This window comes from Pseudoduganella sp. R-31 (assembly GCF_049913235.1).
Lineage (GTDB): Bacteria > Pseudomonadota > Gammaproteobacteria > Burkholderiales > Burkholderiaceae_D > Rugamonas.
This window is the reverse complement of record NZ_CP183986.1, coordinates 3,956,134-3,981,573: the sequence shown is the minus strand read 5'-3', so window position 1 is coordinate 3,981,573 and position 25,440 is coordinate 3,956,134. Positions and strand designations below refer to the sequence as shown.

Sequence of the window (25,440 nt, the reverse complement as noted above, 5' to 3'; positions counted from 1 at the left end):
GACGCCGATGCCCGTCCACGCCACACCGCCGCTGCTGCCGCAGCAATGGAGCAGTGCCTATATCTCGTATTGGCTGCCGATGCGGGAGGAAGACCAGATCACCTCCGGCTATTGCTGGTTCGATTATGGCCGCAACATCTGCCGCATCGACGGCTTGTTCAATCCCTGGTCGGAACGGGATACCGGGCATCGGCTCTGGATGTCGGAAATCGGCGATGCCGGGCGCGGCCAGAGCCGCAAGCAGAAGGTGGCGTATGCCAGGGAAACGGCGGCGGCCGGCGTCCGGCTGTACGAGACGGCCCTGCCCGACACGGTAACGCCTTTCCAGGAATTGTTCCTGCCCCAGGCGATCCTGCAGGACGGCGCGGCGCGCCATGACGGCTGCCATGCCGTGCTGGGCCAGTCCGCCGACGCCTGGGTAGTGGAGCACGCCGGCCGGGCGCCGTCGGTCTTCTATCTCCAGGCCGGCGGCAACCGCCTGTTGCGCATGGTTACCGGCCACGACGCGCAGCATCTTTCGGTGCGCGACTTCCCCAACTTCTTTGCCGGCGATATTCCGGACAGCGTGTTCATGACGCCGCCAGGCTGAGCCCCGCCGCGTTTGCCGTCCATGTGCTGTTCGCCCACCTTTGCCGCTCATGCCGGCATGAGCCCGGCTTTTGCAGGAGATCTGTATGCCTTTGCTTGTCTATGTTCTGGGATTGACGGTGTTCTCGCTGAGCACCTCTGAATTCATGGTGGCGGGGATGATGCCATCGCTGGCCCACGCCTTGGGCGAGCCGGTAGCGCGCATCGGCTACCTGATTTCACTGTATGCCCTGGGCATGGTGATCGGCGGACCCCTGGTCACTTTCGGCATGCTGAAGCTGCGCGTCCCGAACAGACAGGGCTTGCTTTGCCTGCTCGCCATGTATGCCGTTGCCCAAGCGGCTGCCGCTTCGGCTGCCAGCTATGAACTCATGGCCGCTGCCCGGCTGCTCACCGGCGTGGCCGGCGCCGCCTGTTTCGGGGTCTCCCTGGCCATCTGCGCCGAAGCCGTCAGCCCGCCGGTGCGCGGACGCGCCGCAGCAGTCGTGATCGGCGGCCTCATGCTGGCGTCGGTGCTGGGCATGCCGCTCACGACGCTCATCGATCAGCAAGCGGGATGGCGGGCCAGCTTCTGGCTGGTGGTGGTGCTGGCGTTGCTGTGCATGGTGCTGGTCGCCTTGTTCGTGCCACGCTCCAGGCCGGCCGAGGACATCAGCCTTGGCCGCGAACTGGGCGAATTCCGCAAGCGCGAGCTGTGGGCGGCTTTTGCCACCAGCGCCCTTGTCATCAGCGCGATTTTCGCCGCCTTCAGCTATTTCGCGCCCATCCTGACCACGGTCAGCGGCTTCCCTGCCAGCGCGATTCCCTGGCTGCTGGGCGTGTACGGCATTGCCAACGTGGTGGGCAATGGCGTGGTAGGGCGCTTCGCAGACCGGCACACGATACCCATCCTGGCCGGCGGCATGGTGGTCCTCAGCATCGCCCTGGCGCTGTTCGCCGTCTTTGCCCACCGGCAGAGCGCCAGCCTGGCTTTGCTGGTCGTTATCGGGCTGGTCGGCATGTCGATGAACCCGGCCATCATTGCGCGCGTGATGCGCGTCGCCCATCCCGGGCCGCTGGTCAATACGGTGCACACCTCCGTCATCAATATCGGCCTGAGTGCCGGTGCCTGGATCGGCGGAGCGGGCATCGCTGCCGGTTACGGCTTGCTCTCGCCGCTGTGGGTCGGTGTGGCGCTTGCGCTTCTAGGCCTGCTCAGCTTGCTGCCTTACCTCGGGCAGAAACCGGGCCAGGCGAAGGCCGCGGCTTTCGCGGCCCGCGCCGATTGACCGCTGCCTGATTTTACCAAGGAGCAGACAGCATGGAAGTTTTCGCTTCGCTTGCCGGGTTTCTCGGCATGAGCTATCCGGGCACGCTTTTGCTTGCCCACGCAGGGCCTCACCCAGGACCGGCGCTGGTCATCAGGTTCCAGTACGGATCGCGTGACCTGAGCCGGGTGCTTGAACTGGAGGACCGGATACGGCATGCACTGGCCAGGGCGGGGGCTGGTGAATATGGCGGCAAGGAAGCTGCGCCAGACGGCAGTGAGGTCTGCCTCCATCTGTATGGCCGGGATGCCGATCAACTATTCCGGGCCATTGAGCCGATCATGGAAGATGTTCCGTTCCTGCGCGAAGCCGAGGTGAAAAAGCGCACCGGCCCCGCCAGCGGGCGGAAGCCGGGTGGCGACGATGCCTGAAATTCAAAAACATGTCGGCTGTTGGCGAAAAACATAAATGACGGTCCCGATCGTGGCCATTAGACTTAGCGCGCATGAAACGTCTCAATGCAAATAAGGAGTAGACATGAGATATGTTTGGGCCGCGTTACTGTTCACCACGGTCGTAGCTTGCGGAGGGGGAACAGGCGCCAGCAGCACCGCACCAACACCGGCATTGGGATCAACATCCTCGACGCCCGTCGCCCCGCCGTCAACGAGCACTGCGGGTTGCGGCGGCAGTTCCAGCCTGACCACTGGCTTGCGCTCGCTCACCAGCGACGGTACCGAGCGCAGCTACTGGATCGAGATGCCGGCCACCTATGACCGCAACAAGGCCTATCCCGTGATCATCGGGCTGCACTGGCGCGATGGCAGCGCCGCCGATGTCTACGGTTGGAGCGGCTTTTTCGGGCTGAAGAACCTGTACGGCGACAATGCCATCTTTGTGGCCCCGCAAGGCCTGGATAAGGGGTGGGCCAACACTGGCGACCGCGATATCCGCTTCTTGCGCGCCATGATCAGCGAGGTGCAGAAGGGCGCGTGCACCGACACCCGGCGTGTCTTCGCTACCGGCTTCAGCTTCGGCGGAATGATGTCCAACGCCATCGGATGCCAGATGGGCGATGTGGTGCGGGCCATCGTGCCCATGGCCGGTTCGCTCTGGAGCGGCTGCGCCAGTTCTTCCAACAAGGTGGCGGCCATGTTCATTCACGCCAAGGACGATAACGTCGTGCCTTACACCGCGGGGATGGAGGCGCGCGATCTTTTCCTTAAGCGCAATAGCTGTGGCGCCGCCACAGTGCAGCTGGGTAGCAACGGCTGCGTAGAGTACCAGGGCTGCGACAGCGGCAAGCCGGTGATCTGGTGCGGCACCGAGACTGGCGGTCACTGGTACCCCAACTTCTCGGCGCAGGAATCGAAAACCTTCTTTGACCGGTTCAAGTAGTTCAATGAGGAGAGCCGGCCCCATGCCGATCATCAAGGAAATGGTTCGTAGACCCGCGTTGCCCGATGTCCGTGCGGCGCTCCTGGCTTTTGTGGTGGCCGGTTTCGCCAGCAACTGCGCCTTCGCTGCCAATCCGATCATCCAGACCAGCTTTACTGCCGATCCGGCACCGCTGGTAGTCGGCGACACCGTGTTCTTGTACACGACACACGACGAAGACGACGCGCTCGAGTTCAAGATGGTCGATTGGAAGCTGTACACCTCGAAGGACATGGTGAACTGGACTGACCATGGTACGGTAGCCGATCTTTCCATATTCCCCTGGGCGAATCAGCACAACGATGCATGGGCGCCGCAAGTCGTTGCGCGCAACGGCAAGTATTACTTGTACGCTCCTGTTACGGTCGCCGGATCGCCCGGCAACGTCATCGGGGTGGCGGTATCGGACAGTCCTTACGGTCCATTCAAGGACCCACTGGGCCGGCCGTTGATCGGACGCGGGGAAGGGAACTTCGATCCGACAGTCCTGATCGACGACGATGGCCAGGCCTACCTGTACTGGGGCAACCCCCATCTGTCATACGTCAAGCTGAATCGCGACATGGTGTCTTATGCCGGCGAGATCGCACGTATCGACGCCAAGCCACGCAACTACCAGGAGGGCCCTTGGGTCTACAAGCGCAACGGCAAATACTACCTCGCGTATGCCTCGAGCTGCTGTTCCGAGGGACTGGGGTATGCGATGAGCGATGCGCCGACCGGTCCGTGGGAATACCGGGGGCAGATCATGGACCCGAGCCCTCTGTCAACCGGCAACCACCCTGGCATCATCGATTTCAAGGGGAAGTCCTATGTCTTTGGGCTCAACTACCGCTTGAACTGGGCTGAAACGCCGATACACCGTGAACGGCGGTCTGTTAACCTGGCCGACTTTTCCTACCGTCCTGATGGCACGATCCCGACGCTGCCGTTCTGGAACAAGACGGGCGTCCAGCAAGTGGAGCCCTTGTCGCCGTATCGCCGCGTGGAGGCCGAGACGATGGCCTGGGAATCGCGCCTGAAACGCGACCGGGACATGCCGTTTGATTGGGCACCGGGGGTGCGTAGCGTCAAGGATCGGCAGACCGGCGTGTACATTGCCCCTGTGGCTGCACGCGCGTTCACGCAGGTGGCAGGCGTCGATTTCGGGCGCAAGGGGCCGAAGACGTTCACGATCAGCGTCGCGAGCGAGGCGCCGGGAGGGAAGATCGAAGTACGGGCCGGTTCGCCGGAAGGCAGGTTGATCGCAACCATCGAGGTGCCCGCAACCGGTACCTTGTCCGCCTGGCGCAGCGTCACAGTCCCTGCGGAGAACGTGACCGGCACGCAGGACCTCTACCTCGTATTAAACGCCCATGGTCGCCACGTTCCGTTCGGCATCGATTACTGGCAGTTTGAATAGCATCGGTTGCACCTCCCGGAGGTGCGCCCGATGCTGTCGATGATTTTCAATTTTTCCTGGCCGCGAACAGTCCGAATTCGGCGAGGTCGGTAAAGGTAGCGTCGCCGTTATTGGCTGTGATGTTGAGCCGGTAGTAGCGATAGGCGCCCGGTCGCGAGACCGGGTAGCTCTTCGGCGCGAAGCGCCGGGCGAACGCCTGGTTGGTTTGTGCGTCGAGTGCTTGCCAGGTCACGCCGTCGTTGGAAGCCAAGAGCTCCCAGGCCTTCGGATCGCGCGCAACCTGGTCGTTGGAACTGATGATGGTGTAGCGCTGGACCGTCTCCGTGTGTCCCAGGTCATACTGCAGCCATCCCTGCACACCTTTGTAGAACCATTGCGTCGCCGAGTTATGGTCGAAGGCGCGCTTCGCGTTGTCGGCATTGTTCGCACTGTCGTTGGCGGTGCCGCCGCTGGCGACGTTGACCATCGACCGAAGCGGCGTAGCCGCGTCCTCGGGAGAATTGGCGCTCACGCCGGCGGAGTTTGCGGCAGCGACGGTGTAGTAGTAGGTCATGCCGTTGGCCACCGACCTGTCGGTGTAGCTGGCGCCCTTGACATCCGTTGCGATGGTTGTGTAGGGGCCGCCGCTGGATGTGGCGCGCTTGACCAGGTAGCGCGTGGCGCCGAATGAGCGCTGCCAGCGCAGCGGAACGGCGCCATCGCCCGGCGCGGCAAGCAGTGCGCTCGGCGCTGCCGGGATCACGGCCGGCGCATTACCGTCGCCTCCAGTGATCTGGACGTTGCTGAACACTGAGCTGTTAGGTGTGCCGTTGACGGTCGAAGAGACCACCAGGCCTGCATAGATCGTGTCCGGCAGGGGACCGTCGATGCGGCCGACGTCCGTGGCAGCCCAGTTGGTCCCATCGGGGGACAGGTAACCGGTGATGACATTGCCGATGCGCTCGAGTTTCACCCAGTACGAGGCCGCAGGGTTCGCAATTGGAAGGGCCTTGTTCGCGTAGTTGCTGCCGCCATATGCCGTGAGCTTCTGCATGTTCTGCTCGGCCTGGATGCGATTGCTGATGGCCATCCACGCACGCGGGGCGCCCTGGTCAAGGCTTGTGCGCATCATCACGCCCGCCTTGGCAGACGGACCTGTGTTCTGGACCGATTCAACCTTGGCGATAATGGCGCCATCGCCGACGAGCGCCTTGTACGCGAAGTGGCAGCTGTCGTTTGTGCCCCAGATCTCTGAACCGGCGCCCGTTACGGTCCATTTGCCGGCGCTATAGCTGGCGCTGCCGCCGGGGGCGGCGCCGCCGATATCGATGCCGTTCAACCCACTTGTAAGCGAGGTGGCAGACGGCTGGTTGAGCTGTGGTGCAGGCGCCGCGATGGAGGCGTCGGCCTCCTTCAAGAACATGAAGCTGTTGCCGTCCACCGGCATCCAGCGGCGCCTTTGTTCGATAAACGGCGCCTGCATGCCCTTGCGAAGGACGTAGGCGGCATGGATCTGATTGAGTACGATGTTCCCGCCACCCCAGCCGTCCCATCCGCGGTTGGTCACGTCAGCAGTGTAATAGGCATCGGTGGTGCCGAAAGGCAGTGCGGTGGTTGGCACGAGCTCGTTCACCCGCGCGAAATACTCACCAGCTGCCAGGAGGCGGTCGTCCAGGTCGGAATAGATGTCGATGCCTTGCTTCCAGAGCGCCTCTGCCAGCATGGTCAGCGATCTCAGCTGGCCGTGGAAGTGGCCCTGGTCGCGCAGGGAGTCGCCGAGCATGCCGATATCGTTGGAATTGCGCAGTCCGATGTGGGCCAGAGTGCGTACCTGGTAGACCACCTTGTCCAGCGCCGCCGTATCGTCGTTGAAAATGGCCATCAAGCCGAGGGCGACCAGGGCCAACGCCCCCTTGTTGGCGGCGCCAAACTGATGTTCGCCATAAGGGTTCGATGCCGGCATCAGGACATTCTTGAAGTACTTCTTCACGGTGGCAGTATCGGCTTCGGTCCAGCCCGGCCACGTGCCGCGCAGGATGTCAGCGCCGCCAACGAACATGTAGGCATAGTCGCCCAGGTCGAGCATCGACTCGCGGCCGGAAAACTCCACCTGGGTTGTGGCCCACGCCATGAGGATCTCGCGCGCCTTCTTTGCGTATTCCTGGTTGCCAGTGAAATGCCACATGCGCGAGAGATTCCAGATCGCGACCATGTCATTGCGCCATGCCCACAGGTTGACGTTCGGCGCGCGACCGACCGTCGCGTAAGGACCGGCCATGCCATAGGTGAGCTTGGCCTTGCCATCGTTTGCCAGCTGGTCGTAGGCGGACTTCCATGGTTCCCGGCCCTGGTCGACGTAGGACTTCAGCGTGAGGAGGTCCGAACGGGTGAGCGGGGCGCCTGGATGGGTGAAAACGCGCGCCACAGCGCTGTCATTTGCGGGTGTGGTGCCTGTGCCGGGTGTGCTGCCGGCGCCGGGCGTGCTGCCAATGTTGCCCGCACCGCCAGTGCCGGACGTTCCGCCAGCGTCATTTGAAGCCGGGGAATTGCTGGCGTTGTTTGGTGCAGCCGTATTCCCGGTAGTCTTCAAATCGCCGCCGCAGCCCGCGGCGATGCTCGCTGCGATGACCGACAGGGCGATCGTCCGCATCTTGTAACTCTTCATGCCATCCTTCCAACGATTAAAATTGCTTTATGGCAATTGTCGGCGCGGCTGCATACCTTGGCAATTATGAATATTTCCACCGGGTTTAATGAAATTGATCAAACACGCTCGCTGGGCCGAAATCTGGGTGTCGCGGCCATCTAAATTTGGGTGTCAGTACCAATCCGTGCCGGTCCGCACTTCCCTAAAGTTCATCGCAAGGCGCCAGCGCGGTTGCTGCCCGCCTCGGTCAACAAAACAAGGGAGTTCATCATGTCATGGCAATACGTTCTAAAACTACGGAACCTGCCGGGAGCGATGCTCGCGGCGCTTGCAGCATCGCTACTCATGGGATGTCAGATTACGCGGGTCGTCCATGATGACGACCCGCCTGCGTCCGGCAGTACGGTGTTCGAAATGTATGTTGTACAAAGCGACCGCGATCGCGCTTTCAACGTGCTCTTCGTTCCGGACACCTCTTATGGAGACATGTCGGTCCTGGCCAACCGCCAGGCTTTCGTCAACGACCTGGCCAATGTGATTGAAAACGGATACTGGCAGAACCGCGCCTACTTCAACGCCTGGGGCCTGTACAACTACTTCTACATGACAGCCAGCGGTTCCGTTGTCGAACAAGCGCCGGGACCGGGCGGCCAGTTCCGCTGCCCGATCGTTACCTGGCCGGGGCAGGTCAACACGGACGGCGTATTCGCCGACCAGATCGTGCTCATCCACCGCAATGAATTGCGTGACTGCGGCGGTGGCGGGCGCGCGACTGGAGAACCGACCAGCTATCGAACGATCGTCCATGAAACCGGCCATGGCCTGTTCGGCCTGCCGGACGAATATTGCTGCGATGGCGGATACTTCGTGAAGCCGCCGGTCATGTACAGTTCGCAGGCAGCCTGTAACGGGGACGGCGCCAATGCCGGCTGGCGCAATTGCCAATCCATGACGTCCAGCCGGGATGGATCGGTCTGGTGGCGCTCGCAGGGCAATATCACGGATAACCTGATCATGCGCAACGCCGGCGACGAAGTGTGGGAGGCCGGGCCGGCCGATTGGGCAGTGATGCGGGCGGCCTATCATGGCTTGTCCGGTTCCCCGACCATCACCCAGCCTGCCGCATTTGCACCAGCCCACTGGAGCTACACGGTTCCGCCGCCTTGGCACCCTTGATTGAGAGGAGAACATCATGAACAAGATCTGGATTGCCATCGGCATGTGCGGGGCAGGCCTCGGCCTGGCGCAAGCCCAACAACAGGACCCTGAGCGCGCGAGGGAGCTTCGAAGTTCTGCGCGCATCGAAAGCGCCAGGCCAGCCGCCGCACCGACCGGACAACAGCAGGTTGCCGTACTGGCGATCAAGCTTGACGTTGCGAAGGGCGAAGTGCGTGCCGCACGGGTCGAGTCGGTCAAGCGCATTGCGGCGTACGCGCCCAAGGTCTTTGCCCGCGAGGGCGGGATGTGGGAAGTTATGATCGAGGGCGATACGCCCCGCACCTTCTATGTCGACAGCCCTGCGAGGCGCGAGGCCGAAGCATACCCCAGGGCGCACGCCGATTATCAATGGGTTGATGAAACGGGGACGCTTGACTGGGCCCTGGTCGTGCCCTTGTATGCAGATGGCCGTCCGCTTGGCGCACGCAGCGTAACAGTCCGGGACAAAAAGACGGGAGCAACGATCGTGCATTCGAACTTGTGAATGCTTGGCCTGGACCGGCCGTACCGGTTTCCATTAACGCTGGCGTGGCGCGGGTTGATTCGCGCTGGCCAGCGTTTTCGCAGTTTAAACTTTTGGCAACCGAACCATGGCCGCTGTTGGCGACGGCGGGCAGCATGTGCTGCGTGCACATCTAGCTGAAATCGTATATGATGACCATCATGCCGACCAAATCCCGCAAGCGCCCGCCTGTCAGCCGCAAGGAACTCACCCACGAGCGTATCGTGGAGGTGGCGTCGCGCGCCATTCGTCGCAGCGGGTATGACGGTACCGGCGTGGCCGACATCATGAAAGAGGCTGGACTGACGCACGGGGGCTTTTACGCGCACTTTGAATCGCGCGATGCTTTGCTGGCCGAAGCCGCCGATCGTGCCGGCACCGAGTCGGTTGCCCTGGCTGCGCGGGTGGCGGCTGCCGCACCCCCTGGCCAAGCCGTGCAGGCCATGATGCAGGCATATCTGTCGCCGCAGCATATTGCTGCGATCGAGACCGGGTGCCCTGTATCGGCGCTGGGCTCGGAGATGCCGCGGCAATCGCCCGAAGTAAGGCGAGCCGCGACGATTCATATCAAGGAAATGATCGACGTGTTCGCGCGCCAGATGCCGGATTGGGGCCAGCCAAAGGCGCATGAGCAGGCGATGGCGCTGGTGTGCGCCCTGATCGGCACTACGGTAATGGCGCGCGCTGTCGATGACCCGCGTTTGTCCAAAGCGTTGTGTGAAGCCACGATGAAGCAGTTTGCGGCTGCCGCCGAATGAGGCATTGACTTTTTTTGCGCAAAAATATGATGCTCATCATATTGATGCAGCAGGATTGCGGTCTCCAGGACCGCCCGTATTATTTTTATAAAGAAGGAAGGTCCAAATGAAAGCACTTGTCCTGAAACGTTATGGCGGCATTGACTCGCTCGCCTTTGCCGATGTCCCACGGCCAAGCATCAAACCCGATGAGATCCTGGTCCACGTGCATGCCGCCGGCCTCAATCCTATCGATTACATGATTCCGAAAGGATCGTTCAAGCCCATCCTCAAGTTTGATTTGCCCGCCACGATGGGAAGCGACCTGGCTGGGGTGGTGGTCGAAGTCGGCAGCCGCGTCAACCGCTTCAAGGTCGGCGATGCCGTCTTCGCCAGCGTGTTCGATCTCGGCACAGGCTCCCTGGCAGAGTATGCTGCGGTGCCTGAGCGCGCTGCAGCGCATAAACCTGCCAACCTGGATTTTGTGCAGGCAGCATCGATTCCGATGGTTGGCCTCACGTCGTGGCAGGCGCTCAACGAGCGCGCCCAGTTGAAGCCAGGGCAGAAGGTATTTATCCCGGCAGGTTCTGGCGGCATTGGTTCCTTTGCCATCCAGCTGGCCAAGCAGCTTGGCGCGAAAGTGGGCACCACGACCAGCACGGCAAATGTCGATCTGGTGCGTAGTCTCGGCGCGGATGAAGTCGTCGATTACAAGAAGCAGGAATTTGAGAATACTCTGAGTGGCTATGACGCCGTGTTGGGCACGGTGCGCGGCGACGGGCTTGAGAATGCCTTGAAGATCGTGAAGCCTGGCAGCAGCGTGGTCTCCCTCGTTGGCCCGCCGGATGCCGCATTTGCAAGTGCGCGCGGCATGAACTTCCTGATGAAGTTCGTCTTCGGTCTCTTGAGCCGCAAGATCATTCGGCTGGCGCAAAAGCGCAGCGCGCGGTACTCATTCTTGTTCGTTCGCCCTGATGGACGCCAGCTTGGCAAGATCGGAGAAATGCTGGAGTCGTCGCACATTCGGCCTGTCATCGACAAGGTGTTTCCGTTCACGAGCGCGAAGGAAGGGCTGGCGCACCTCGAACAAGGGCGCGCCAAGGGCAAGGTAGTAGTCCAGATGGTGTGATGTTTTCAGGCAGGGAAACATGGCTTAGCCAAGAAGCACTATGCAGCGTTCGCAATTCCTTTATTGGGCAGCGCAGAACCGTGTGCGGCGAGGAACATGGCGACGGCCGACCGGCAATAGGATTCGATTTCGCTGGCGTCCATTGCTTTCGCTTCATCGAAGCGTGCGATCGCCAGCAGGTCGGCTCCTTTGACAAGCGCGGCGAACAAGCGGGCGGACTGGCGAGGATTTGGCACCTTCATCGCCCCCTTCGCCTGCAATTGGCGCAACAGGACCTCGATTTGGGCGGTGACATGGGCGGCCCCGGCTTCGTAATGGAGCTTGCTTAACGACTTTTGATTCGTCTTGTCGGCCATGATCATGGCTTCGACACCGCGGACTTCCGGATTCATCAGCGTGCGCAGCAGGGATGATCCGACCGCCATGAGCTGGTCCTCGGCCGACCCGCCGATGCTTTCAAAAAGGGCTTGCGGTGCAAACTGATGGCAGCGGGCCGAGATGGCGGCGCTGAATAGCGCCTCTTTGTTCTCGAAGTGCCGATAGATGCTGAGCTTGGATATTTTTGCGCGCTGGGCGACCTTGTCCATGGTCGTTGCTTGAAAGCCCAATTCCAAAAAGAGTTCGTACGCGGCGTCGACGATCGTTTGGGCAAGCGCCTCGTTCGCTGGCCGGCCACGCCGGCCCTGGCTGTTTTCAGTCATGATAATTATAGTACTTGACAGTATTCAAAGTCAGGATTTAGGATACCACGTAGTATTCAAATCTGCAAACGGAGCCCATCATCATGAATGACGTCATCATCATCGGCGGCAGCTTTGCCGGTCTCGCCGCCGCCCTGCAGCTTGGCCGTGCCCGCCGCACGGTCACCGTTCTCGATAGCGGCCTGCCGCGCAATCGCTTCGCCGGCCACTCGCATGGCCTGCTCGGCCACGATCACAAGCCGCCGCTGGACATCCTGGCCGAGGCGCGGCAGCAGCTGGCGCGTTATCCCGCGATCAGGCTGGTCAATGCCCGGGCCGACAGCGTCTCCGGCGCCATCGACCATTTCTCCGTTCTCACGGGCGATGGCGAAACTTTTGCGGCGCGCCGCGTGATCCTGAGTTATGGCGTCGCCGACCAGATGCCTGATGTACCTGGCTTTGCCGAAAGCTGGGGCACGTCGATCGTGCCGTGTCCCTATTGCGACGGTTTTGAAGTCGCGGGCCGGCATTGGGGCGTTCTCTGGACAGGCCCGCAGTCGCACCAGTCCGTCAAGCTGTTCCAGCATTGGACCGACAAGTTGACTGTCTTCGCCGATGGTCATGACATTCCGGCCGATATCCAGGCCGACCTGGCGGGCCGCAACATAGCAGTCGTCGCCGGCCGGATCGCCGCGATCGCCCATCGCAATGGCCATATCGCCACCGTCGATCTCGATACCGGCCGTCATGTCGCGGTCGACGTCCTGTTCGCCCAACCGCGCAACAAGCCGTCCGCAAGCCTGCACGAAACACTGGGCCTGGCCACCGTGGATACGCCCACCGGCATCGTCCTCAAGGTCGACGAGCGCCGCCAAACGAGCGTGCCCGGCATCTACGCCGCGGGCGACCTCGCCACGCCTTTCCTTCCTTCGGTCACCCAGGCGTCATCGCAAGGCGCGATGGCGGGCATCTTCGCCCAGCAATCGCTGCTGGCGTGAGGATTTGACATGGCAGAAAGGAATATCTACCAGGTCGCCGACTGGAATGGTCAAAGCGGGGAGCGCTGGGTTGCCCACCAGGCCAGGCTTGACGCCATGGTGGCGGTGTTCGGCCAGGCCGCCATCGACGCCGTGGCTCCTGCGCCGGGCGAGCGCGTGCTGGACGTTGGCTGCGGCGCGGGCACTTCGAGCCTGGCGCTGGCCGCCCGCGTCGGTGCGAGCGGGCAAGTGCTGGGCGTCGACATTTCCGAACCGCTGATCGGCCGGGCGCGCGCGCTGGCGCCGCCGGATGCGCCGGTCCGTTTCCAGTTGGCCGATGCCGGCAGCGCCGAGCTGCCCGAGGGCGCGTTCGACATCCTGTTCTCGCGTTTCGGGGTCATGTTCTTCGATGATCCGGCAGGTGCGTTCGCCCATATGCGGTGCGCGCTCCGGCCGGGCGGGCGGGTCGCTTTCGTGTGCTGGCGCGGAGCGGCCGAGAACGATTGGGTGCGCCTGCCGATGGGTGCGATCAAGGGCATCGTTCCGCCGGCCGCGCAGCCCGATCCACAAGCGCCTGGCCCATTCTCGTTCGGCGACCGGGAGCGCGTGGCGCGCATCCTGGCGGCAGCCGGCTTCACCGATATTGCCATCATGCCCTTCGACGCTTCCATCCCGTTGGGCGAAGGCGAGACGCGCGAAGCTGCGATCGACGACGCGGTAAAGATGGCGCTCGAGGTCGGCCCGTTGTCGCGTGCGCTCGCTGACCAGCCCGACGGCATCCGCGCCAACGCCTCGGCCGCGCTGCGAGCTGTGTTCGCGCGTCAACCCGGTGATCGGTCGGTGATGTTCGACGGCGCGGCGTGGATCGTCATGGCGCGCAATCAGGCTGCCGCGCGCGAAGCGTTGGCCATGTGAAGGGCGACAAACTGTTCGCAGGCCTCGGCGTCGAACCACCATGGGAAATAGTCTGGCGGATTGTTGAAGCCATTGGCGACAGCGCTGGCAAGGGAAGGGCAATTGCCGGCCGCGCCCAGCATGTTGAGCACGTGGGGCGGCGGCGGGCGGAGCAGCGAATTGGTCCATGCAACGACCTGCTCGCCGTACACCCAGAAGCGTTCGAAAGTCCGCTGCATCCACTCGAGGCTGTAGGGCTGGTCGCCATGGGCAAGGATGGCGTCGAGATAAATGCGCGCTGCCTTAGTGGCGTTATTCGAACCCTGGCCGGTGATCGGGTCGTTGAGCATGACGGCATCGCCCAGGCCGAAGACCATTTTCCCTGACGGGAGGGTGGCGACTGGCCTGCGCACGGTGGGCGCAAAGCTGCCAGCCAGGATGCCGTTTGCGTCGGTCAGCTCCACATGCGCGGCACGTTCGGCTTCCCAGGGCAGGAAGGTACGCAGCAGGGCGAGGCTTTGCGCCAGGTGGGCCTGGGGCGTTGCTATATCGCGCCAGCAGTCCATCGGGCCGCCGGGAACGCCTTCGAACACCATGATGTCGCAAGGGCCGCTGGTGGTCAGGGCAGGGAAGACAAAATACTCGCCGACACCCGGGATCAGATTGAATGCGACGCGCGAATATTCCTGCGCTGGTCGCAAACCGTTCACGTAGGTGAGGGCCAGGGCGCGCTGCGGTTTGTCAAATGCGGATCGGATGGCATCACGTTCGAATAGCTTGACGATTTCGCTTTTGCCCGCGGCCGCGATCACCAGTTCATTTTCCTTCGCGAGCCGTTCCAGTTCCGGAATGCCGACGTCTTCGATCAGCAGCCTGCCGCCTTGCCTTTCGAACTGCTGCAGCCAGGCAGGCATCTTGATCCGCTGATCGACGGCCTGCGCAGGACGCTGCAGGCGGGCGCTCCAGTCGATCAGTTTTTCATGTGGGGCATCGGGATTCGGAACGGCCAGTCCGATCCCGTCCACCGTCGGGCATGCGTCCTCCCATTGGTTGAGGCCCAGGTCCCGTTCGATCTGCAGTGAGGCATCGAACATGCATTGGCTCGACATGACGCGGCCATTACGGATGTCGTCGGGCGTGCGGTTGGTCGCGACGGTGACGTCAAAGCCATTGGCCAACAGGCCCAGTGCCAGAGGCAGGCCGGCCTGTCCACTGCCTACAACGGCGATCTTGCGCATCATTTCTCCCCCATACGTTTCTCAAAGAAGTTCGCCGTTGCAGGCGCAGTGCACTTGTCTGCATCAGGACAAATTCAAGGTCCAGGTGGTAACGCCTTCTCTTGCGTCCGTGCTCATTGCGACGTCGCGGCCCCAGCTCGCGATGTATGTCCAGTCCGGGTCCTCGATCCAGGCCAAGGTATCGAAACTTGTGGCGCGTTGGCGGATAAACCTGACGTACAGGTCGACGTTGTCCTTGATCCACATATCGTCCCCGCGAATGCGCAACTGAATCTGCAAGTGACGGCTCATCCCGTTCGAGAATTCAAAGCCGTAACCCGGATACGGCATGGGTATCTGCCCCACGCCCGGTGGAAGTTCCGGTGTCTTGTCATTCCGCCGGGGCAGTTTCGTAGGCCCCATGTAGTCATAATTCCTGATGGCCCCGGCCTCCAGGTCATCTTCCGTCGGATAGTCCAGATTGAGCAAGCGAAGTTCGTGGCCATCCCGCAAGATCCTGGCTTGAACAAGGCTATCTGTTCCGGCGTTTGCTGCGTTTTTTGTTTGCACAATCAGCCTGATCGATCCAATCCACATGGCAGTCTCCTATCAAAACGCTACTGTTTGTACCGCGAAGCCGCTGCTCGCGAGAGCAACGGCCTGCTTATCATGGGCTGGAGGAGCGGGGCGGGAATCGGTACTGCCACCTAATTTAGGTCGAGTCCCATACCCAGATTAGTGCTTGCCGGCTGGGCGCACGCCGGGACTTTCGCTGATCTACTGAACGACCAGTTCCACCCGGCGATTCCTGGCTCGACCAGTTTCATCTCCGTTGGAAGCGACGGGGGCCAGGCTGGCGACACCTTTGCTCGCCAGGCGCGTGGAAGGGATCTGGTACTGCTTCGCCAGCGCGGCGACAACCGCTTGTGCACGTTGCTGCGACAACAGCTGGTTGGTGTCGAGATTGCCCTGGTTATCCGTGTGGCCCACGATGTAGACCTTGAGGGCAGGCTGGCTTTTCAACAGTTTCGCCATCTCGTCCAGCTGAGTCCTGGATTCCGCGGCTTTGATCTCTGCCTTGCCGGTATCGAAGTAGATGCCGTACAGGGCAATCTTGCCGCTCGACTGCAAGGCTGTCTTCAATGCATCGGCGTTGACAGTCACCTGTCCGCCTTGCATCGCCTGGGGTTCGGCGATTTCGATGTAAGTCGTGGTGAAGTCGGTGCGATATACCTTTCCTGAATTCACCATCACGTGGACGAGGTTCCCATCCTTTGACAAGGTGCCGTAAGTAAAATAGATGTCATCGGTACCGAGCATGTTCGAACCGCCCAGGGAATACATCTGGTTATACAGCGCGGATTTCTCCGGATGGCGTGAGCGGTTGGCACGGAAGTCGGCTTCCTTCATGGCGCCATAATGATCGTCAAAACCGTAGCGCATGCTATCGCAGCCTTTGTCGCGCGGCGTGCAACTGACGATGGCTTTGAATCCCGCTGCCTTCAGGGCCTGTTCATAGTTGCGATGTACTTCCAGCGGCGACTTGCCGAGCGGGGCGAAATACACCATGCGGGTGATCTGGCCTTCCACGGTGACCGGCGCCTGGAATGCATTATGGCTGTCCAAGCCCATTTTGCCGGGGAAAGTCGTTTGGTCAAAGCCGATTTTCTTGTACGCCATCATCCAGGAATTGTTATAGCGCTGGATCAGGGGATGGTCTTCTCCGCCTGCGACATCGATTGCCCAGTCAGGTCCGGCGGAGGCGGGGGCGGCGATAGCAAACGAAGACAGGCAGAATGCGGTGGCGGCGAAGTGGCGTGCCAGAGGGGAGGACAGTAGTTTCAAGGTTTATCCTTTCGCGAAGAATGTCAGAGCACGACGCAGTGCAATGATGTAAATCTTATACTGCGTCGTGATCGCTCTCCATTCAAACGCGTCGGTAATCGGAAGGCTGAATTAACGACGTCACACTAGAACTTGTACTGCAGGTTGGCAAAGAACGAGCGGCCGCGCGGATCACCATAGGTTGGGTCCCAGGTCACTTCGAAGTAGCGCGACTGGTTGGTGAATGGCGGCGGCGTATCGAACATATTGATCACGCCGGCGCGCAGCTTGAGCTTGCTGTTGAAGGCATAGCTGCCTGTCAGGTCCCACAGCGAATAGGCTTTCACGTCACGGTCGTTCCATCCCGGATCAGCCAGGCCGGCGATGTTCTGGTCGCGATAGCTGGAGAAGAAGGTGTTGCCCAGGCTCAGGCTGAAGGGTCCCTGGCTCCAGTCGATATTCAGCTTGTGGCGCCAGCGCTGCACAGCCTTGTCGTCGCGGAAGACGCCCAGGCCATTCGTCATCGGCGAGAGCGGATCGGACTGGAACTTGTACTTGGTGATCAGCGTGCCGTTCAGGCTGGCGCTGAAGCGGCCCATTGAAGTGGCATCGCCGTGCCAGTTCAGGTCAATATCGAGACCGGCTGTGTTGAGCTTGCCCCGATTCTCCTTTTTGAACTGAAGGAAGGACACGACACCATCTTCATCACGCACCACGATGTTGGGATCGTTGTAGTAGACCGGATTGTCGAACACGGTCTGTTCGCCGATTTCCGAAATGATGTCGGTCTTGCGGATGATCCAGTAGTCGAGGCTGCCATTCCAGTTCCTGTTTGGCTGCAGTACCAGGCCGACCGAAAACTGCCTGGACTTTTCCGGCTTCAGTTGCGGGTTGCCGTAGCGGTCCAGGTCGAACTGGGCTACTTCGCCCGAGATCGGGTCTTTCACGAAGCTTGCCGTGGTATCGGAACGGACGGGCAGGAACATTTCGGAAATCGAAGGTGCGCGGAAGCCGGTGCCGTAGGAGGCGCGCCCCAGTACTTCCTTGCTCGGGCGGTAGCTGATTGCGACTTTCGGGTTGGTGGTGTTCAGTGCCGGCGTGGTGATATTGGTCAGCGGATCATGTACGCCTTTGTAGCGGTCGTGACGGATGGCGAACTGGCCTTCCCATTCCTTGCTGAACGGCGCGTCGATCTCCGCGTAGATGCCGGTGATCCGGCGCGAATTGGACGAGTCGGCCAGCAGTTCGTCCGAGCTGGCGCGGTCACCTTGCACATCGTTGCTGCGCAGTGCTTCGGAGGAGGTGAACGAAGTCTTTTCGCGCCGCAGTTCGGCGCCGATGGCCAGCACGGCATCGCCTCCGCCCAGCGCCATCAGGGGACGGCTCACCTTGCCATCGATGCTGTCGCTGGTGCCCTTGGACATGCGCGCCGCGTCATGGATCTTGATCGAGTCCATGAACTTGCGGCCTGAGTCATCCGTGGCAGGAACAAAAGGGTTGTACTGGCCGCTGGCAATACCGGCCAACATCTTGCTGTGCGACACCCAGCCATCGATATCCAGGTCGGTTGCCTTGTTGACGCTGTGGTTGTAGGCCGTATCGTAATCCCAGTCGCCCACCTTGCCGGTCGCACCGAGCACCAGGCGTGACGCTTTGCTGGTCACTTCCGAGGTGCGGCGGCCTGCGTCCGACAGCCGGAAGCGGAAATTGATCGGGTCCGTGATGCCGGTCCTGGCTTGCAGGTCGGCCGGCAGGAAGATGCCGCTGGTCGTGCCGTTGATGCTGCTCGATACGGCAGGCGAGGCGGCATAGCTGGTCTCGGCCCTGCTCAGCAGAACTTCAGCAAACACCTGGTGGGCATCCGTCACCTGGAAGGTGGCGCGGCCGATAAAGCTTCGCTTCTTCGATTCCGGATAGACTTCCGAATCGCCCATGTAGTTGAAGGAACAGCCTTCCGTGCCGCCGGGACCGAGCGGCCGCACCACGTTCGGGCTGCCGTCCACGCAGGACTCCTTGCCGAAATTGACGCGGCGACCAGGCGACGGCACCCAGGTGCCGCCAGGGCCGGAGCCCTTCAGGTAGCTCGATTGGTTCAGGGTTGCCAACTGGGCGGGAGTCAGGTCGACGTTGGCTGGGAATGAGTAGCTCGACAGCTGCGGCGACAGGCGGTCGGGCAGGCTATATTCCTGCATGAATTTGCGTTGCGAACTGGCCAGGCGGTTCGTCTTTTGCACGTCCAGTGCGCCGAACAGGTTGTAGCGGTCGGTGTTCAGATCGCCGACGCCGCCGGACAGCGAGGCAGATTTCTTGCCGCCGCCGCCTTCGTCCGTACGCAGGGCATACACGCTGGCATCGCCGCCCTGGTAATCCTTGCGGGTGATGAAGTTGATCACGCCGCCCATGGCATCGGTGCCGTAGATTGCCGATGCGCCGTCCTTGAGCACTTCCACGCGCTGGATGGCGCCGGCGGGAATGTTGTTCAGGTCGACGCCGGAATTGTCGCCAGGGCTGGCGAAGTTGGCCATGCGCCGGCCATTCAGCAGCACCAGCGTGCTGGAGACGCCCAGGCCACGCAGGTTGGCGCCGTTAAAGCCGCGCTGGCCGCCCATGACATCGCTGACGCTGGTGCCATCGGTCAGGCCGCCCACATTCGAGGAGATCTTTTGCAGCAATTCGGCAGCCGTGGTCACGCCCGTCTTTTCAATGTCTTCGCGCTTGATGACTTCAACTGGCAGTGCGGACTCGCCCTCGATGCGCTTGATGCTGGAGCCGGTGATTTCCACGCGCGGCATGGTTTGCGCGACGGCGTCCAAACTCATGCAGCCAAGTGCGAGCAATACAGCATGGGTGCATTGGGAGCGGCGGAATGCCGATGCCTTGTGCGTGCCAGGTATTTTCATGCGATCAGTCCTCGTAAGTTGGTATTCGTACCCGATTAACTAAGCTTGAGTTGTTATGGAACAATTGCAGTGTATGCAACGTTGTGCGACTTGTGCGCACTGGAGCACATGCAAGTCGCAATTTCGTTGTGATTACAACGTTTTTGCTGACTTCCAATTTGCATGTTTTCGATCGGGATCACACGGAAATCGGCATAGTCCGGCCATGTCCTGGCACGGGGCGCAACAGTGGCGTTGCCATCCTTGCCAAGCCAATGCAAAGTGAACATTTTTCGTGCTGCGGAGGAATGGAGATGATCAGTCAGGCATGCTTTGGCGAGCTGGAGGCGATTAATATCGACGCCATCTTGACCATGTTCGACGCTTTGAATGACATTGCCTTTTTCGTCAAGGACAGGGAAGGGCGCTATTTCGGCATCAACCGGACGATGGTGCGCCGTTGCGGGGCGCGGGACAAGGAAGAGGTGATCGGAAAAACCGCGCTGGACCTGTTTCCTCAGGCCCTGGCGGAAACCTATTTTGCCCAGGACCGCAAGGTGATTGACAGCGGCGCTTGCATCGACAGGCACCTTGAATTGCACATCTACCCGGGGCGCAGCCGCGGTTGGTGCATCACCAGGAAGATGCCTTTGCAGGACACGAAGGGCAGGATTGTCGGCCTGATCGGCACTTCACGCGATCTCGGCTTGCCCGACGACGTGAATCCCGCATACCGCCAGATTGCCCATATCGCGGACTACATTCGCGAGAATTATCAGCGCAACGTGTGCGTCCAGGAGCTGGCCGACCAGGCGGGGCTATCGCTCTCGCAGGTTGAGCGCCTGTTCCAGAAAGTCTTTCATCACTCGCCGCGGCAAATGCTGGTTCAGTGCAGGCTTTCGGCGGCCAGGGCCATCATCGATAAAAAGCCGGACGCCAGGATCGCCGACATCGCTCATGAATGCGGCTATTCCGACCACAGCGCTTTCAGCCGCCAGTTCAAATCGGTGGTGGGAATGAGTCCGACCGAATACAGCCGCGTGGCGGGCCGCACGGGGACTTGACTGTGGTCCCCGCGCGGCCGGCAAATACCTACTTCAAGCGGTCCCAAAGGAAGCTGTAGACCATGCCGTAGAGGCGGGCCTGCTGTTCACCGTTCACCGCGCCGCCATGGCCGCCATCCATGTTCTCCCAATACAGGACCTGGTGGCCTTGTTCCTTCATGCGCGCGACCATCTTGCGGGCATGGGCCGGATGCACGCGATCGTCCCTGGTCGAACTGGTGAAAAACACCGGCGGATAGGACCGGTTCCTGTCGAGCAGGTGGTAGGGAGAATAGCGCGAGATGTAGTCCCATTCTTCGGGGCGGTCCGGGTCGCCATACTCGTCAATCCATGAGGCGCCTGCCAGCATGCGGTGGTAGCGCTTCATGTCGGCCAGCGGCACCTGGCTGACGACGGCATTGAACAGCTCCGGGCGCTGCAAGGCTACCACGGACACCAGCATGCCGCCCAGGCTGCCGCCCATGATGCCGAGATGCTGCGGCGACGTGACTTTCCGCGCAATCAGGTCTTCGGCCACTGTGATGAAATCGTCATACGATACCTGGCGCTTTTCCTTCAGCGCGGCTTCGTGCCAGCGCGGCCCGAACTCGCCACCGCCGCGAATGTTCGAGAGCACGTACACGCCGCCTTTTTCCAGCCAGGCGCGGCCGACCGTGGCATTGTACGAGGGCTTCATCGATATCTCGAACCCGCCATAGCCGTACAGCAGCGTCGGATTGCTGCCGTCGTACTTGAGGTCCTTGCGCATGACGACGAAATACGGAATCCGCGTGCCATCCTTGGCGGAGGCGAAGTGCTGCTCCACCTTGAGGCCCGAAGTATCGAAGAAGCCCGGCTGCGATTTCAGTTGCCGCCGTTCGTCGGAACTGACCTGAGCCAGGTGCAGCGTGGTGGGGGTGAGAAAGTCGTTCTGCACCATGAAGTACTGGTCTGAATCCAGGTAGTCCAGCGATGAGATCGAGACGCTGGCAAATGCCGGCGTCGGTACCGTCCGGCGTTCCCATTTTCCTTTCTGCATGCGCAGCTCCTGCACCTGGCTGCGCACATTGACCAGCTCTGTCAGCAGGATCGCGCTCCTGGTCGTCGCGACCGATTGCAGCGAGCGGGTGGCGTCTGGCTCGTACAGAATGGTGAAGTTGCGCTTGCCCGCCATGAAGCCGGAAAAGTCGATCGACAGGAGCGAGCCTTGCTGGTACTGGCGATTCCCGACGTTCCAGTCTCCGCGCAGGCGGATCAGGAGCTGGTCCTTGAAGGTGAAGGCCGTTGCGCTGTTCGGCTTGTCGAGCTTGACCAGCTTCCCGGCATGGCGGAAGTACAGTTCGTTCGTGAAAAACGAGGTGTAGCGCAGGACAAATTCGCGCTTAAATCGCGGATAGTGGTCAGAGTACCCGGACACGCTGATGTCGGCCAGCTTGCCCTCGAACACCAGCTTCGCAGACTGCAATGGCGTTCCCCGTTTCCATTCCTTGACGATGCGCGGATATCCTGAGCTGGTGAGCGAGCCGGGGCCGAAGTCGGTCGCTACGAACAGGCGGTCGCGGCTCACCCAATTGACGTCGCTCTTCGCTTCGGGAAGGTAGAAGCCCTGCGGGACAAACTGCAGGCTGCTCGTGTCGAACTCGCGCACAACATGCGCGTCCCCGCCGCCCCGGGTCAGCGAGAACAGGCAGCGCTCCGCGTGCGGCTTGAGGCACTCCATGCCATGCCAGACCCAGTTTTCCTTCTCATCCCGCGCCAGCCGGTCGAGATCCAATACCACGTCCCACTGCGGCGCATCAGTCCTGTAGCGTTCCAGCGTGGTACGCCGCAGCACGCCGCGCGGGTGCTCGGCGTCTTTCCAGAAGTTGTAGAGGTACTGGCCTTGTTTCTCGACGAAAGGAATCCGCTCGCGCGAGTCGACGACTTCGCGGATTGCATTGGTGGTCTGCTGGATGCCCGGCAGTCCGTCCAGCTGGTTGGTGGTGAGGCTATTCCACTGCTTGACCCAGTCCAGCGCCCGCTTCGAGCTGACTTCTTCAAGCCAAAGATAAGGATCGGCATCGGCCGCCGGTGCCTGTGCCTGCGCCATTGTGCAGGACAGGAGTGCGGCCGCCGCCGTCAGGCTCAGCTTTTCGATTGGAAGCATGTTTCTCAATTTCCTCAGAACTTGTGCTCAACCGTCAGCATCAAGGTACGCGAGCGCAGGGGCAGGGAACTTCCCGGATACAGCTTGACGGGGGCCTTGCGGTCGAAGAGGTTGAATACGTTCGCCGATACGGTGGTGCCAGGCTGGAAGGTATAGCGGGTCCACAGGTCGACCGTCGTATCAGAAGCGATATGGCATTCGCCCGCGCTCACGCCGCGGTCCTCGCATCCCTCGATGCTGCTGGTCGTATCAAGTACGCCCCAGGCGAGCTTGGTGGAGTCCGTATAATTCGCGCGCAGGCCTGCAACGAGCGGGCCCCGTTCCCACGACATCTTGGCGACGGCGCGCGTGCGAGGTTTGTCGCGATAACCGACATAGTTCTCGGTGTAGGTCTTGGCAAAGCTATCCCAGCTCTGGTATTTGAACTGGCGGTTGAGTTCCAGGCCGAGGTTAAGGGTACCGGCTTCGCCAAGGTTCCAGCGCGCCTTGGCATCAAGGTCGATACCGGAAACGCGCGACTTGCCGTAGTTTTCATACTGGGCTGCGATGGTCCTGATTGGTCCCACAGGGAAGCCGACCGTTCTGCCGGACAGCTCGAAGGCACGGCGTGCGATGTCCAGGTCCTGTGACGTCAGCGGGTCGCGCTCCACCAGCCCGGCCAGCCGGTCTTCGTTGGCGAGCGTCTGGTCGATGCTCTTGACGGCGATTTCATCGCGGCGCTTGATGTTGTAGTAGTCGATCGTAAAACTGAGCGCGCGAATCGGCTGCAGCACCAGGCCCGCCGTGAAGCTGTTGGTATATTCTGGCTTCAGGTCGGGATTTGGAGTGACCGCGGACGGGAAGCTGACCGAGCAGCCCAGGCCATAGGCGGTCAGGGCCAGGTTCTTGTCGGCCGCGTTGCCGGTATTCAGGATGTTCCTGAGCTCCGTGGCGGCTGCGCAGCGTTTGGGGTCGTTGTAGCCGTTGTTGAACCAGGACGCGCCGCCGTTGCCGGTCTCCGGCAGGCTTGGCGCGCGGAAGCCCTTGGACACCGTGCCGCGCACCATCAGCATGTCGTTCACGGTATAGCGCAGGCCAAGCTTGGGCACGACCGCGCCGGCCCCGTCGATCACCTTGTCGCCGCGGACCGCAAAACTCGCTTCCAGCTGCTTGGTGAATGGCGCCCCAAGCTCCAGGAAGGCCGCCGCGACCTTGCGCGATCCATTGATCTTCACGCCGCTGAACTGGACGATGCGCGCGGCCAGGACGTTGTCGCTGCTCTGATGCTCAAAGGACTCGTGGCGCAGGTCGACGCCGGTCGCAAGCTGGAGTGGACCGCCGCCCAGCATGAACAGCTCGCGGTTCGCCTTGAAGTCCAGGAAGGTCTGGCGGTACTCGCCATGCGAACCCATTTCAGGGAACATGGTTTCGAGCAGGGCGCGGTCATTCTGCTGGCCGAATTTGTAGGCGCCGCTGACGATGGCATCGTAGTAGCCGTAACGATCGCGGTACAGGTGCTGGCGCTGGCGGGCCTTGGAGCCCATATGGCCGATTGCACCATCCCACTCCCAGCCAAAGCTTGCGCCCTGGATGCCGGCGAGGGCGCGGAACTGCTCCGATGATCCGACGTTCTTGAACATGTCGCGATCGTCGGCGAAACGGTAATTCAGGCCAATGGGGAAGTCATATGGGTTGTTCGGATGGCCGACCGGCAGTTTGGGATCGGTAAAGTACTGCATCGTGCCGCTGATCGAATCATACCAGGACAGGGGAACACCGGTGACATTGCTGCGCGGAGGCGCCGTGTTGTAGTTGTTGCGCGTCTTGGCAAGCTGCAGTTCGCCGTAGGCTACCGTATCGCCGGAAAGCTTGAGGCGTCCCGAACCCAGGAAGGTTACCCTCTCGGCAGGCGCACGGGCCAGGCTGTCCTGCCAATAGTCATAGAAGCACAGGCCGCCGCTCAGGTTCTCCGGCGCGCAGCCAGGGGCCGCGACATTGATCGATTTGCCGGCCAGGGCAGGATCGTGGTAATTGGCGGGGTAGCGGCCGACATAGTTGCCGGGAATCGAGCCGGTGGAAGTCGCGTCGCGATCCGGGTTCATGCGGATGAACCAGTCGGGGAGCAAGGGGCGCACCTGGCGATCGGTGAATTTGCCGCGCGAATAGACTTCGAGATGAGCGAAGGCGTTATAGCCGTCCTCCTCGAAGTCCCCGGTGCCGCCGATGATCGAAGCCTTGCGTTCGCGATCGAGGAAGGAGCGCTTCAGCGATTGCTGGGCCGAAGCTTTCACGCCAACGCCCCGATAATTCTTGCGGGTGATGATGTTGACGACACCGGCAACTGCATCGGAGCCATAGATCGCGGAAGCGCCGTCTTTGAGAATCTCGACGCGTTCAATGACGTCGCTTGGAATGGAATCGATGTTGACGAAGTTCGATTGAAGCCCGTCCGCAAAACCGTAGGAGGAGAGCCGGCGGCCATTAAGCAGGACCAGGGTCGCACCCGTGCCGAGGTTGCGCAGGGAGACGCCGGTGGCGCCGCTCGCCCAGGAATTGGTACCACCCAGGTCGCTGATCGCGCCGCGGTCATTGCTGGTCAGGTTGTCGAGGATTTGCGCAACGGTCTGCGCGCCGCTTTGTTCAATCTCCTGGCGCGACAGGACCTGAACCGGGGACGCGGTTTCCTGGTCCACGCGCTTGATGTTCGAGCCCGTCACGACGACGCGCTGGACGTTCTTGTCTTGCGCAGCCTGTGCCAGGGTGATCGCGGGGAAGGCGGCAACGATTGATCCGACCAGGACGCTGTACTTCAACTTCTTGCTGTGCTTCACGTTTGTCTCCTTGTACTTCATGGACGATTTGGATCGTTCTACATGTCGTCGCAAGGATACTTTCGAGGGAGCGCACGGTCTTGA

At 61.4% G+C, this 25,440-nt stretch carries 20 protein-coding genes; 12 read left to right on the top strand and 8 right to left on the bottom strand.

Annotated elements, in window-relative coordinates; genetic code table 11:
• Nucleotides 1-7 precede the first annotated feature (7 nt).
• The 5 genes from vioE to ACN9MY_RS18015 all read left to right on the top strand — a co-directional run bounded on the left by vioE (nucleotide 8) and on the right by ACN9MY_RS18015 (nucleotide 4,674).
• Nucleotides 8-589 (top strand): violacein biosynthesis enzyme VioE, encoded by a 582-nt coding sequence (vioE, locus tag ACN9MY_RS18035; RefSeq protein ID WP_426335886.1) that lies wholly within the window; start codon nucleotides 8-10, stop codon nucleotides 587-589.
• An 85-nt stretch (nucleotides 590-674) separates the two neighbouring features.
• Nucleotides 675-1,856 carry an MFS transporter gene (locus ACN9MY_RS18030; protein ID WP_426318174.1) on the top strand — a complete coding sequence of 394 codons (1,182 nt, stop codon included), beginning with the start codon at nucleotides 675-677 and terminating at the stop codon, nucleotides 1,854-1,856.
• A 32-nt stretch (nucleotides 1,857-1,888) separates the two neighbouring features.
• Nucleotides 1,889-2,266 carry a hypothetical protein gene (locus ACN9MY_RS18025; RefSeq protein WP_426161839.1) on the top strand — a complete coding sequence of 126 codons (378 nt, stop codon included), beginning with the start codon at nucleotides 1,889-1,891 and terminating at the stop codon, nucleotides 2,264-2,266.
• Between the two features lie 106 nt (nucleotides 2,267-2,372).
• Nucleotides 2,373-3,233, top strand: coding sequence for an alpha/beta hydrolase family esterase (locus ACN9MY_RS18020; protein WP_426161838.1), 861 nt, complete (start codon nucleotides 2,373-2,375; stop codon nucleotides 3,231-3,233).
• 40 nt (nucleotides 3,234-3,273) lie between these two features.
• Nucleotides 3,274-4,674, top strand: coding sequence for a glycoside hydrolase family 43 protein (locus ACN9MY_RS18015; RefSeq protein WP_426161837.1), 1,401 nt, complete (start codon nucleotides 3,274-3,276; stop codon nucleotides 4,672-4,674).
• Nucleotides 4,675-4,720: 46 nt separating this feature from the next.
• Here the strand turns inward: ACN9MY_RS18015 and ACN9MY_RS18010 are convergent, their stop codons facing one another.
• Nucleotides 4,721-7,318, bottom strand: coding sequence for a discoidin domain-containing protein (locus tag ACN9MY_RS18010; RefSeq protein WP_426335885.1), 2,598 nt, complete (start codon nucleotides 7,316-7,318; stop codon nucleotides 4,721-4,723).
• A gap of 396 nt (nucleotides 7,319-7,714) precedes the next feature.
• On the opposite strand from ACN9MY_RS18010, the gene ACN9MY_RS18005 reads away from it, so the two are divergent.
• The 4 genes from ACN9MY_RS18005 to ACN9MY_RS17990 all read left to right on the top strand — a co-directional run bounded on the left by ACN9MY_RS18005 (nucleotide 7,715) and on the right by ACN9MY_RS17990 (nucleotide 10,886).
• Nucleotides 7,715-8,476 carry a hypothetical protein gene (locus ACN9MY_RS18005; RefSeq protein WP_426161835.1) on the top strand — a complete coding sequence of 254 codons (762 nt, stop codon included), beginning with the start codon at nucleotides 7,715-7,717 and terminating at the stop codon, nucleotides 8,474-8,476.
• A gap of 16 nt (nucleotides 8,477-8,492) precedes the next feature.
• Nucleotides 8,493-9,002, top strand: a complete 510-nt coding sequence (locus ACN9MY_RS18000; protein WP_426161834.1) for a hypothetical protein — start codon at nucleotides 8,493-8,495, stop codon at nucleotides 9,000-9,002.
• A gap of 167 nt (nucleotides 9,003-9,169) precedes the next feature.
• Entirely contained in the window at nucleotides 9,170-9,778 is a 609-nt protein-coding gene (locus tag ACN9MY_RS17995; RefSeq protein WP_426161833.1) for a TetR/AcrR family transcriptional regulator, read from the top strand.
• 106 nt (nucleotides 9,779-9,884) lie between these two features.
• Nucleotides 9,885-10,886 carry an NADP-dependent oxidoreductase gene (locus ACN9MY_RS17990; RefSeq protein ID WP_426161832.1) on the top strand — a complete coding sequence of 334 codons (1,002 nt, stop codon included), beginning with the start codon at nucleotides 9,885-9,887 and terminating at the stop codon, nucleotides 10,884-10,886.
• Between the two features lie 38 nt (nucleotides 10,887-10,924).
• Here the strand turns inward: ACN9MY_RS17990 and ACN9MY_RS17985 are convergent, their stop codons facing one another.
• Entirely contained in the window at nucleotides 10,925-11,587 is a 663-nt protein-coding gene (locus ACN9MY_RS17985; RefSeq protein WP_426335884.1) for a TetR/AcrR family transcriptional regulator, read from the bottom strand.
• An 83-nt stretch (nucleotides 11,588-11,670) separates the two neighbouring features.
• On the opposite strand from ACN9MY_RS17985, the gene ACN9MY_RS17980 reads away from it, so the two are divergent.
• Together ACN9MY_RS17980 and ACN9MY_RS17975 are read left to right on the top strand one after the other, a co-directional pair.
• The gene (locus tag ACN9MY_RS17980) at nucleotides 11,671-12,564 is read left to right on the top strand and encodes an NAD(P)/FAD-dependent oxidoreductase (protein WP_426335883.1); all 894 of its coding nucleotides are present in this window, start codon (nucleotides 11,671-11,673) and stop codon (nucleotides 12,562-12,564) included.
• Between the two features lie 9 nt (nucleotides 12,565-12,573).
• Complete coding sequence (locus tag ACN9MY_RS17975) at nucleotides 12,574-13,458, top strand: class I SAM-dependent methyltransferase (protein ID WP_426335882.1); 885 nt, start codon at nucleotides 12,574-12,576, stop codon at nucleotides 13,456-13,458.
• On the opposite strand, the gene ACN9MY_RS17970 is transcribed toward ACN9MY_RS17975, so the two are convergent.
• From ACN9MY_RS17970 to ACN9MY_RS17955, 4 genes are all read right to left on the bottom strand, one after another.
• Nucleotides 13,425-14,675 (bottom strand): styrene monooxygenase/indole monooxygenase family protein, encoded by a 1,251-nt coding sequence (locus ACN9MY_RS17970; RefSeq protein ID WP_426172231.1) that lies wholly within the window; start codon nucleotides 14,673-14,675, stop codon nucleotides 13,425-13,427. The two genes, ACN9MY_RS17975 and ACN9MY_RS17970, sit on opposite strands and share 34 nt — an antisense overlap.
• Nucleotides 14,676-14,738: 63 nt before the next feature.
• A complete protein-coding gene (locus tag ACN9MY_RS17965) occupies nucleotides 14,739-15,251 on the bottom strand; it encodes a hypothetical protein (RefSeq protein WP_426335881.1) in 513 nt (170 codons plus the stop codon).
• Between the two features lie 180 nt (nucleotides 15,252-15,431).
• Nucleotides 15,432-16,499, bottom strand: a complete 1,068-nt coding sequence (locus ACN9MY_RS17960) for an OmpA family protein (RefSeq protein WP_426335880.1) — start codon at nucleotides 16,497-16,499, stop codon at nucleotides 15,432-15,434.
• Nucleotides 16,500-16,624: 125 nt separating this feature from the next.
• On the bottom strand, nucleotides 16,625-19,297 hold the full coding sequence (locus tag ACN9MY_RS17955) for a TonB-dependent receptor (protein WP_426335879.1): 2,673 nt from the start codon (nucleotides 19,295-19,297) through the stop codon (nucleotides 16,625-16,627).
• A 368-nt stretch (nucleotides 19,298-19,665) separates the two neighbouring features.
• Between ACN9MY_RS17955 and ACN9MY_RS17950 the strand changes: the two genes are divergently transcribed.
• Nucleotides 19,666-20,421, top strand: coding sequence for a helix-turn-helix domain-containing protein (locus tag ACN9MY_RS17950; RefSeq protein ID WP_426335878.1), 756 nt, complete (start codon nucleotides 19,666-19,668; stop codon nucleotides 20,419-20,421).
• Nucleotides 20,422-20,449: 28 nt separating this feature from the next.
• Here ACN9MY_RS17950 and ACN9MY_RS17945 read toward each other — a convergent pair whose 3' ends face one another.
• Both ACN9MY_RS17945 and ACN9MY_RS17940 read right to left on the bottom strand, forming a co-directional pair.
• Nucleotides 20,450-22,546 (bottom strand): prolyl oligopeptidase family serine peptidase, encoded by a 2,097-nt coding sequence (locus ACN9MY_RS17945; RefSeq protein ID WP_426318162.1) that lies wholly within the window; start codon nucleotides 22,544-22,546, stop codon nucleotides 20,450-20,452.
• 14 nt (nucleotides 22,547-22,560) lie between these two features.
• The gene (locus tag ACN9MY_RS17940) at nucleotides 22,561-25,356 is read right to left on the bottom strand and encodes a TonB-dependent receptor plug domain-containing protein (protein ID WP_426318161.1); all 2,796 of its coding nucleotides are present in this window, start codon (nucleotides 25,354-25,356) and stop codon (nucleotides 22,561-22,563) included.
• Between the last annotated feature and the right edge of the window lie 84 nt (nucleotides 25,357-25,440).